Annotated in this window: 11 protein-coding genes; 8 read left to right on the forward strand and 3 right to left on the reverse strand. The window is 43.7% G+C overall.

Annotated features, from left to right (window positions below):
• Nucleotides 1-341 precede the first annotated feature (341 nt).
• From PX484_RS23175 to PX484_RS23185, 3 genes are all read left to right on the forward strand, one after another.
• Nucleotides 342-2,252, forward strand: coding sequence for a heavy metal translocating P-type ATPase (locus PX484_RS23175; protein ID WP_287765753.1), 1,911 nt, complete (start codon nucleotides 342-344; stop codon nucleotides 2,250-2,252).
• Between the two features lie 20 nt (nucleotides 2,253-2,272).
• Nucleotides 2,273-3,553, forward strand: a complete 1,281-nt coding sequence (hisS, locus tag PX484_RS23180) for a histidine--tRNA ligase (protein ID WP_287765756.1) — start codon at nucleotides 2,273-2,275, stop codon at nucleotides 3,551-3,553.
• 154 nt (nucleotides 3,554-3,707) lie between these two features.
• On the forward strand, nucleotides 3,708-4,358 hold the full coding sequence (locus PX484_RS23185; RefSeq protein ID WP_287765758.1) for a hypothetical protein: 651 nt from the start codon (nucleotides 3,708-3,710) through the stop codon (nucleotides 4,356-4,358).
• A 238-nt stretch (nucleotides 4,359-4,596) separates the two neighbouring features.
• On the opposite strand, the gene murJ is transcribed toward PX484_RS23185, so the two are convergent.
• Nucleotides 4,597-6,324, reverse strand: coding sequence for a murein biosynthesis integral membrane protein MurJ (gene murJ / locus PX484_RS23190; protein WP_287765776.1), 1,728 nt, complete (start codon nucleotides 6,322-6,324; stop codon nucleotides 4,597-4,599).
• A 382-nt stretch (nucleotides 6,325-6,706) separates the two neighbouring features.
• Between murJ and PX484_RS23195 the strand changes: the two genes are divergently transcribed.
• The 4 genes from PX484_RS23195 (at nucleotide 6,707) to PX484_RS23210 (ending at nucleotide 7,931) form a co-directional block, all read left to right on the forward strand.
• On the forward strand, nucleotides 6,707-7,033 hold the full coding sequence (locus PX484_RS23195) for a hypothetical protein (protein ID WP_287664670.1): 327 nt from the start codon (nucleotides 6,707-6,709) through the stop codon (nucleotides 7,031-7,033).
• Nucleotides 7,018-7,251, forward strand: a complete 234-nt coding sequence (locus PX484_RS23200) for a DUF2283 domain-containing protein (protein WP_002769319.1) — start codon at nucleotides 7,018-7,020, stop codon at nucleotides 7,249-7,251. The genes PX484_RS23195 and PX484_RS23200 overlap by 16 nt, the downstream gene beginning before the upstream one ends.
• A 218-nt stretch (nucleotides 7,252-7,469) precedes the next feature.
• A complete protein-coding gene (locus PX484_RS23205; RefSeq protein ID WP_287664673.1) occupies nucleotides 7,470-7,628 on the forward strand; it encodes a hypothetical protein in 159 nt (52 codons plus the stop codon).
• A 90-nt stretch (nucleotides 7,629-7,718) separates the two neighbouring features.
• A complete protein-coding gene (locus tag PX484_RS23210; RefSeq protein ID WP_287664676.1) occupies nucleotides 7,719-7,931 on the forward strand; it encodes a hypothetical protein in 213 nt (70 codons plus the stop codon).
• 479 nt (nucleotides 7,932-8,410) lie between these two features.
• On the opposite strand, the gene PX484_RS23215 is transcribed toward PX484_RS23210, so the two are convergent.
• On the reverse strand, nucleotides 8,411-8,692 hold the full coding sequence (locus PX484_RS23215) for a type II toxin-antitoxin system RelE/ParE family toxin (RefSeq protein ID WP_004163793.1): 282 nt from the start codon (nucleotides 8,690-8,692) through the stop codon (nucleotides 8,411-8,413).
• Complete coding sequence (locus PX484_RS23220) at nucleotides 8,689-8,901, reverse strand: hypothetical protein (RefSeq protein WP_004163792.1); 213 nt, start codon at nucleotides 8,899-8,901, stop codon at nucleotides 8,689-8,691. The genes PX484_RS23215 and PX484_RS23220 overlap by 4 nt, the downstream gene beginning before the upstream one ends.
• Before the next feature lie 101 nt (nucleotides 8,902-9,002).
• On the opposite strand from PX484_RS23220, the gene PX484_RS23225 reads away from it, so the two are divergent.
• Complete coding sequence (locus PX484_RS23225; RefSeq protein ID WP_288105742.1) at nucleotides 9,003-9,137, forward strand: DUF5615 family PIN-like protein; 135 nt, start codon at nucleotides 9,003-9,005, stop codon at nucleotides 9,135-9,137.
• The last annotated feature ends 187 nt before the right edge of the window (nucleotides 9,138-9,324 follow it).

Genomic DNA, 9,324 nt, shown 5'->3' on the forward strand with positions numbered 1-9,324 from the left:
AGTGATCGATCTTTGTGTCCTTTGTGCCTCTGTGGTTCCTTCCACTCTTCTTTGTCTGATCAGTTCAACTGAATGTAGTGATCGATCTTTGTGTCCTTTGTGCCTCTGTGGTTCCTTCCACTCTTCTTTGTCTGATCAGTTTAACTGAATGTAGTGATCGATCTTTGTGTCCTTTGTGCCTCTGTGGTTCCTTCCACTCCCTCGCCAGCAGGACTGTATCTTAGAATACATTTTAACCAGCAAACCTAAGAGAGCCTTCGCACCGGTGAATACCACATAGGGGTTTTCTGCATCGATCTAATTTTTTCTAGAATGGGGAGAAAAGTAATTGCCATCAATCCATGATTCAGAGTATCTCGTCCTCTTGGTTGTCTGAGTATTCCTCGGCAGTTGCCGCGGGAATTTGCGCTATTTTAGTCTTTTTTGGTTGGTTATGCCTACACCTTAATCTGATCGGCCCGGCTTTCATCCTACTAGCGATCGCATATCTGGTGGGAGGATACGAAAGTACCCAAGCAGGATTGACGACTTTATGGGAGGAAAAAGAACTGGATGTGGACCTGTTAATGATTGTAGCGGCCTTGGGGGCGGCGATTTTGGGACTCTGGGATAGTAATTACTATCTCATCATCGATGGAGCCGTTTTAATCCTGATTTTCGCTATTAGTGGTGCTTTAGAACAGATTGCCATGGCAAAAACCGATCGCAATATTCGTTCTCTCATGGCCATGACTCCCGATACTGCTAGATTAATCACGGGAGACAGGGAAAAAGAGGTTCCTATCAAGCAATTACAGATCGGTGATACAGTTTTGGTCAAACCGGGCGAATTAATCCCCATTGACGGCCTTATTATGGAGGGAAACAGTCCCATCAATCAAGCGCCAATTACCGGAGAATCGCTTCCCGTGGATAAAACCATCGGTGAAGAAGTCTTTGCGGGAACTCTCAACGGTGCGGGAGTGCTACGTTTAAAGGTGGAAACTCCCCCCGAAAGTCGCTTAATTGAGAGGGTGATTCGTTTGGTAGAAAAAGCGCAAAATGAATCCCCTCCCTCCCAACAGTTTATCGAAGGTTTCGAGCGAGGTTATGCGAAAATTATCGTGATTTTGGGCTTAATTTTCGGGATTTTACCGCCTTTTTTCTGGGGTTGGACTTGGGAAACCACTATCTATCGGGCCTTAATTTTTCTCGTGGTGGCTTCTCCCTGTGCTTTAATGGCCTCAATTATGCCGGCTTTGTTATCGGGTATCGCTAACGGGGCAAAACAGGGGATTTTATTCAAAAATGGCGCAAGATTGGAGATGATCGGCCGCATACGAGCGATCGCTTTTGATAAAACCGGCACTCTCACCCTTGGTAAGTTGCAAGTGGTGGAAATTATCCCTATCCATGCAGTCAGCGAAAATGAGGTGTTAGCGGTGGCTGCATCCCTAGAATCCTGTTCGGAACATCCCATCGGATCCGCTATTACCGCCACAGCCAGGGAACGTGGTATAAATTTCTTCAGTGCTAATCAGGTGCAAGCGGTATCAGGACGGGGTATCACGGGAAAAATTGCCGATAAGTCGGTATCTGTGGGCAATTTTGCCTATATTCGTGACCATATTACTGATCTTGACCAGAATATCCTAGCTATCCGCGAACGTTTACAAAAAGAAGGCAGAACCCTCGTCTGGGTAGTACAAGAGAATCAGATAATCGGGGCGATCGCTGTGGCCGATAGCCTGCGGGAATCGGCAGTTAATCTGGTGAAGCAGCTCAAAAAGATCGGTATCGAACATATCGTTTTAATTACGGGTGATAATCAACAAAGTGCCGATAAAGTTGCTGAAAAACTCGGTATTGAGGAGGTTTACGCTGATTTACTGCCCGAAGATAAGTTAACCGTTATCCAAAATCTCCAAGAAAAATATCACACTGTCGCTATGGTGGGGGATGGCATTAATGACGCGCCCGCTTTAGCTATGGCTAATGTGGGGATTGCCATGGGAAAAGCTGGTAGTGATGTGGCCTTGGAAACGGCCGATATTATCCTTATGTCCGATAATTTAGCCAAAATTCCCAGCGCGATTAACCTTGGTCGTCGTGCCAATCGCATCGTTAAACAGAATATCACTTTCGCCCTCGCGTTTATCGGCATATTGCTAATAGCCAATTTTGCCGGTGATATAACTTTACCTCTTGGTGTCATCGGTCATGAAGGATCGACGGTATTAGTGACTCTAAGCGGTTTAAGATTGTTCAAATAGGGATAAAAATACAGAGAACTATGGGCGAAATCCAGGCAATCCGAGGCACAAAAGATATTTTACCGGCGGAGGTCGGTTACTGGCAGTGGTTAGAGGAAACTGCCAGCAGAATTTTAGGGACTGCGCTGTATCAAGAGATACGAACTCCCATTTTTGAACAGACGCAACTTTTTGAACGGGGTATCGGCGAAGCGACGGACGTGGTAGGTAAAGAAATGTACACTTTCCTTGATCGCGGTCAACGTTCCCTGACTTTGCGACCAGAGGGAACGGCTGGGGTCGTTCGCGCCTATATTGAACACAAATTACAGGCCGCCGGAGGAGTACAAAGACTCTGGTATAAGGGGCCGATGTTTCGTTATGAACGTCCGCAAGCGGGTAGGCAGCGACAGTTTCATCAAATCGGGGTCGAATTGTTGGGAAGTGATGATCCTAGGGCGGATGTGGAAGTAATTACCCTTGCCAGCGAGATATTAAAAGCTGTGGGGCTAGAAAACCTAAAATTAGATATTAATTCCCTGGGAAATGCCCAAGATAGGCAAAATTATCGTCAGGCCCTACTAGATTATTTGACTCCCTACAAAGCTGATTTAGACGCGGATTCTCAACAGAGATTAGAAAAAAATCCCCTGCGAATTTTGGATAGTAAGGACGAGAAAACCAAGATTATCTGTAAGAATGCCCCCAGTATTCTTGAGCATCTCGGCAGTGATTCTCAAAAGCATTTTGAACGGGTGCAATCTTTACTAACCGATTTGGGAGTTATCTATAATCTTAATCCCTGTTTAGTGCGAGGATTGGACTATTACACCCATACGGCCTTTGAAATTCAGTCCGATGATTTAGGCGCTCAAGCCACGGTTTGCGGTGGTGGTCGTTATGATGGTTTAATAGCTCAATTAGGCGGTCCAGACACACCAGCAGTGGGTTGGGCAATCGGTTTAGAACGTCTGATTATATTATTACAACAAAAGCAATCTTTATCTTTTTTGGTTCCCGATTTTTATCTTGTCTCCAAAGGAGAAAAAGCTGAGGCCCGCAGTGCGGTGTTAGCGCAACAATTACGCGGATTGGGGTTTAGCGTCGAGTTAGACTTAAGCGGCAGCGCTTTCGGAAAACAATTTAAACGGGCCGATCGAGCTAAGGCCGTGGGCTGTATAATTTTGGGGGATGCTGAGGCTGAAAATGGCACGGTACAACTGAAATGGATGGCCACCCAAGAACAAATTAGTCTAACCCAAGCGGATTTACTGACACAAGCAGGGGAATTAAAAGCGCAAATCTCCCGGCACAAATCCTAAGTTTTAGCGTCATGGGCAAACATTAGGCTCTCTTATTCTTTGTGTCCTTTGTGTCTTTGTGGTTCATTCCACTCGCTCGCTGGCGGGACTGTATCCTAAAATACATTTTACCCACCAAACCTAAGAGGCCAAACATCAGTCCTAGGCTAGGATTATGGAATTTATACTGCAAAAACAAGGGGAGAATCACGGACGCACAATTTCTACTAATTCCCTAGAAATTGTCTCGGGAAACTATCGTCTTTTGGCCCGTCTGGATTCTCCTTTTGCTCATATTGAAGTGCGTATCGATTACGAATCTCCCCAAAGTAGCGAACGATATACCCATTATTATCGATCGGATGCCGGGGGTTGGCTAGAAATTTTTTCCTATCGAGATTTAGGAATAGGTAGCTGGAATATTCGCTGTTATGGGGATATTCTGGCAGAATTGGGGGGGCAAGGTTGGCAAGAAGTGTTAACTTTAATTGTTACTCCTGTTAAGATCAATTATCTGGCTCAATTAGAACAGTTAATTAAAACCGAAATTGAACCTTTATTAGCACTAGAATCCTCTGCGGAGATGATAAAATTAGAATTTGCTGATTTAACCAATAATTCTGCCTTTGTTTTTGATTTATGCCTACCAGAGGAAACAATGACTGCTAGAGAAGGGGTAACTCTAGAACTGCCAGAACCTGCTAATATGAAAAAGAGCCTTCAAAGTTTATCTAATCGCAATTCTGCACCCCTACCCCCGAAAATATCCGGTTCTAATTCTCGCCGAAAATCACCGCAACTGCCCCCAATTCCTAAAAATAAATAGGGTTTGCTGAATAAATGTGAAATATAGACGAGGTAAGGATTTTATACCTTTTGCCCATCAAAAAGTGCCGACCCTTGGAGTGATTGGGGGGAAAATTCAGGTACTTTTTCCCTGAAAATTAGGTAATTGACCAGATGAAAATCGGTAAAAACCTACACCCTACACCCTACACCCTGCCCCCAGAAAAAACTTTTTCAGCAAACCCTATGTAATGATGAGGTGAGGCAGCAACTTAAACCTAAGATTTTTTCAAGAACTTCTGACGAACTCGCGAGATTAACAGGTCTAATTCAGGTAACTTCAATAACATCGCACCGAGGAGGAATAAACCCACCGCTACGGTTGAAGCAAAACCTAACTGTAATAATTGTAAGAAAATATTACCAGCACCGAAAACCTTTTCCCAACCCCAACTAGCTCCCCAACTAGCAACACCAGAAAGTATTGTAATTACCGTTAATCCCAATAAGGATAAACCCCATTCTCCTAGAGGTAAACCCCCTAAACGACGATTTAAAATCACCGTAAAAATGCCCATAGAAAGGATATTAACCCCCACGGTTGCTAAAACAATCCCCGGAGTACCAAAAGGTCTATACAAGAGGAAATCCAGCACACCATTGAGAAAAATATTCACCATACTCACCTTAAAGGGAGTGTCACCATCACCCAAAGCATAGAACACTCGTACTAAAACATCGCGACCGAGATAGAAAAACATCCCGAAACCGTAGGCCATTAATACGGGAACCACCTGTTCCGAGGCAGCCAGATTAAAGGCACCCCGTTGATAGATAACTCGCACTACCGGGAAAGCGAGGGCGATAAAGATAGCGGTGAAGGGTAACATGGTTAAAGCGGTCAATAATAAACCCTGACGGATTCTTTGCTTCAATTCTCCCCAATTTTCCGGTTCCGTCAGTCGAGAAAATATCGGCATAAACGGCACGAGAATCATGTTGGACATGATGCCCAAGGGCGTGAGAACGATAAAACTGGCGTAACGCATGGAAGCGGCGGCATTTTCGATAAAAGAAGCGAAAAAGAGGTCAGTATAAACGTTAATATGCAACATTCCCGAAGATAAGGTCGCCGGAATCATCACCCGCAACACCTCCGACACCCCCGGTATCCGCCAATCCCAACGAAATGTTAATTTTCCTAAACCTGCCTTGACTTGTGCGCCCACTTGTGCTAACCATTGCCAGAGCGCCCCGACGAGAGTACCGCCGGCGAGGACAAAACCCCCCAGTTGCACATATTGCGGCTCATCAATGCGATCGCCAACGAACCAAGCCAGCAAACCCACCCCGATAATCACCGCCACACTGGAAAAAAGCGGACTGAGACTCGGTAGCCAGTATTGGTCTGCCGCGTTGAGAGTACCGAAACCGATGCCGATTAAACCAGCTAAAACCGCCATGGGGGCCATAATTTGCAGTTGTTGAATGGCCATACTACGGGTGGCGGCATCTAAACCGGGGGCGAGAACATCGATAAAAATATTGGCAAAAACGATTAAAAAGACGGTGACAGCTAATAAAATCGCGCTGACTAGGGTGGTGACAGTCTCGACAATCGGCGCGGACTCGGATTTATCTCTTTTGGCCAAAACACTGACCAAAGCGCTGTGAAAGGGACCGTTAATGCCACCGAGGAGAATTAACAGAAAACCGGGGATAACGTAGGCAAAAGCGTAGGCGTTCACCACTGGCCCGACACCGTAGGCAGCGGCGATTACCTGTTCGCGGACCAAACCAAAAACCTTACTGATTAAGGTGGCAACGGCGACAATTCCAGCAATGCCGGCTAAGGAACGGGTAGCTTTCTTAGTAATGATGACACCTCGAAAGAAAACAACTGCATTGATTGATTCTACCCGTTTCTGTGTTCCCGCAGAAACGCGCTCTCTAGTTGTCAAATTTAATTTGACTGGAATGTATAAGACCCATTTCTCCACAGACATCCGTATAATACCAAGAGCCAACCGAACCATAAATATTGATGGTTCTACTCTTGATCACGAAAATCGCCCGTTCAAGAAAACTTAACAATGCCCACCAGCGATCGCAGTTGCCAAGGCTAAAGCGATCGCGGTTTTAAAGTTTAATTAAGATAAAAGTGTTTCTAACGCAATCGCCAAAGGTTTAAGGGTGCGAGGGATTGATGTTACAATGTCTTCAGAGGAAGGACTGATTGGGGCTTCTGATCAAGAGCAATTAGCTTATGCTTTGTCGCAAGGCTGAGTGGTTTTCACGTTTCATGTATCTGATATTGGCAGCAGCGATCGCCGATGATTAAGTTTTGGTTTTTAAATTTAAGATCAGTTTTGGAGACATGAAGAAAATTTGGCAAGGTCTTTTTTCTGTGGTTATTTAGAGGTAGAGGTTGAATTAACCGATGAGCGAGAACAGCATATTATTGATCGCCATCCGGGTACATTACCCGATTATGAGGAGCAATTAGCCCAGACTTTAGCTGATCCAGATTTAATTCGTTCTAGCGATCATGATGAAAAGGCGTTGTTATTTTCTAAGTGGTTTTCAACGATTCGGACGGGACGATTTTTAATTCTGGTGGTGGTTTCCCAAACTGCTCTTAGTCGTCATTGGATCGTGACTATATACACAGCCCGAAAAATTACAGGGGGAATAATGGTATGGAAAAAAATCTAACTTTTCGCTATGACCCGACGGGAGATATTCTTTATGTAGATGTCTGTTCTCCCTATGCAGATCAAGAGTCGGAGGAGATTGGGGATGAAATTGTCGCTCGTCTAAATCCGACTTCTGGGGAGATTGAGAATTTGGAGATTTTATTTTTCTCGAAACGCTGGAATCAATCCTTACCGTTACAATTGCCGATTGATGCTGCTTTTCGATTAGTGGGATAATGGGACACCCCCTACGCAATCGGCGATCGCACTGTTTTGACAGTTCAAGCAACGGCAAGATTGGTCGGCATGGCGTAACGTAATATTATAAAAATATGTCGTATTCAAGAGTAAAAAGACTTGTTAGATAGCATACTCAGTCTAAAAAAAATTGAATTTGATGACTGAAGGTAAATTTTTAGCCTACATTAACATCAGCAAAAGCCAAGAGGTTACTAATGACTCAAGCGATTCGTCAAACAATTTTTGTTCAGTCAGATGGTCGTCTAGAAATTCAGTCAGATCAGCTTTTCCCTGGGAGAAAAGTAGAGGTTATTATTATTCTGGAAGATGACCCTGAAATTACATCAGCAGAAGCTTTAGAATTAAGAGATTAGAAGATTTAGGTAATCCAAAGAAATGGATAACTGGGGTTGAAGCAGAGGAAGAGATTGATGAGGATGAGTTAAGGGAATGGGTGAAAAGTTGTGGCTACTAAAAGTCATTATTTCGTGCAATGGGTAGCTGATTTTCAAAATGATTTAGTTTGTTTACCTGCCGAATTGCAGGCTCGTTGGTCGAAGTATCAAAAACTTCTAGCGATAGACCCCTATCAAACTTTGGGGTGGCCTAGTCATCATTTAATTGGTAAGTTGCAGGGGTGTCGTGCTATGGAAATTGATTGGAATATTGTTAGTTAGGGCTGGCTGAATAATGGTAAAACCCTTTTAAAATAAGGCTTTTGACCTGTTAAAATCCGATGTTCATGCTGCGAAAATAGGATTAAAACCTTCAAAAACCTTGCATTATCCCTTTTGGAGTACAAAAGCTGGTACAAAAAGAGAGGGCAACAAAGCCTGAAACGACCGACGACCGGCTACTGACGACCGGCTACTGACTCCTAACCCCACCAATAAACTTTTTGCCGCAAACCCTAAGTAGGGGCTGCTGAAAAAGTTTTTCGTGGGGGCAGGGTGTGGGGTGTGGGGTGTGGGGTGTAGGGTTTTACCGATTTTGAGGTAGTCAGTTACCTAATTTTCAGGGAAAAAGTACCTGAATTTTAGCCCCGATCCCTCCAATGGTCGGCACTTTTTGAGGTTAAAAAAGTCTAAAAGCCTTATCCAACAAGGTTTTTAGATTTATTCAGCAAACCCTAAGTAAAATAATCTACAAGATCACCCTAGTAAACTTCATCGTGGGTTCCAAGAGATTCCAAAAGAATGGCTTGCTGATTTTCATGATCAACAAATTTAAAGATAATTCTCAAATCGTAGCCTGCATTACAAGCATAGGATTCTTTGAGTTCCCCTTTTAATTTGTGGGTTCTTAATCTAGGTTGAAAAGGGTCTATTTGCAATAATTCTAAGGTGTCTTGAATATTTTGAGCGAATGAAGGCTGTTTTTTGATAATTTTACGAGCGTTTCTAATAAACACATTGGAGCGCAATAACACAAAACTTATGCAAGGATCTCTTCCATTAGTTGTTGAGGGGTTGCGGATTGGCATTGACCTTGAGCGTATTCCTGTTGAGCTTCTTCAATGTCTTTAATTAATTCGGCTCTTTTTTGATCTCGCAGGCGACTTTTCAAGATGTGAATAAGTTGTTCTTGAGCTTCTGGGGGAAGTTGTTCGGTTGCGTCTAGTATTTCTGCAAAGGTGGCTTGAGTCATGGTTTTTTTAGTTGGTTATGGTGGTCTTTGGAGCTAATTATAGCAGTAAAGATAGGATGGGTTAGCGTAGCGTAACGCATCCCACCAGATTTGCGATCGCACTGGATGAAAGGGTTTCTCAGGCGATCGCCAAAGGTTTAAGGGTGCGAGGGATTGATGTTACAATGTCTTCAGAGGAAGGACTGATTGGGGCTTCTGATGAGGAACAGTTAGCTTATGCTTTATTGCAAAGATAATGGCGATCACTGATGCTTCTACGCGCTGTGCTAACATCTTCAATATTATAGCAATTCCATTTGATACGTAAATAGAGCTTGCTATGGTAAAATAAAAACGTTCTGCCAAGAAATGAAAGAAAAAAGCAAATGGAAACCAATCAAAATGAAAGAGAAAGACAAATAGAGGGTTTAATCAATTTTATAA

It is taken from the genome of Microcystis sp. M49636_WE2 (assembly GCF_030065375.1).
GTDB lineage: Bacteria > Cyanobacteriota > Cyanobacteriia > Cyanobacteriales > Microcystaceae > Microcystis > Microcystis aeruginosa_C.

What these genes read in the sequence shown, in the direction of transcription:
- PX484_RS23175 (WP_287765753.1), top strand. Translation starts at nt 342, where the DNA reads ATGATTCAGAGTATCTCGTCCTCTTGGTTGTCTGAGTATTCCTCGGCA.
- hisS (WP_287765756.1), top strand. Translation starts at nt 2,273, where the DNA reads ATGGGCGAAATCCAGGCAATCCGAGGCACAAAAGATATTTTACCGGCG.
- PX484_RS23185 (WP_287765758.1), top strand. Translation starts at nt 3,708, where the DNA reads ATGGAATTTATACTGCAAAAACAAGGGGAGAATCACGGACGCACAATT.
- murJ (WP_287765776.1), bottom strand. Translation starts at nt 6,324, where the DNA reads ATGTCTGTGGAGAAATGGGTCTTATACATTCCAGTCAAATTAAATTTG.
- PX484_RS23200 (WP_002769319.1), top strand. Translation starts at nt 7,018, where the DNA reads ATGGAAAAAAATCTAACTTTTCGCTATGACCCGACGGGAGATATTCTT.
- PX484_RS23205 (WP_287664673.1), top strand. Translation starts at nt 7,470, where the DNA reads ATGACTCAAGCGATTCGTCAAACAATTTTTGTTCAGTCAGATGGTCGT.
- PX484_RS23220 (WP_004163792.1), bottom strand. Translation starts at nt 8,901, where the DNA reads ATGACTCAAGCCACCTTTGCAGAAATACTAGACGCAACCGAACAACTT.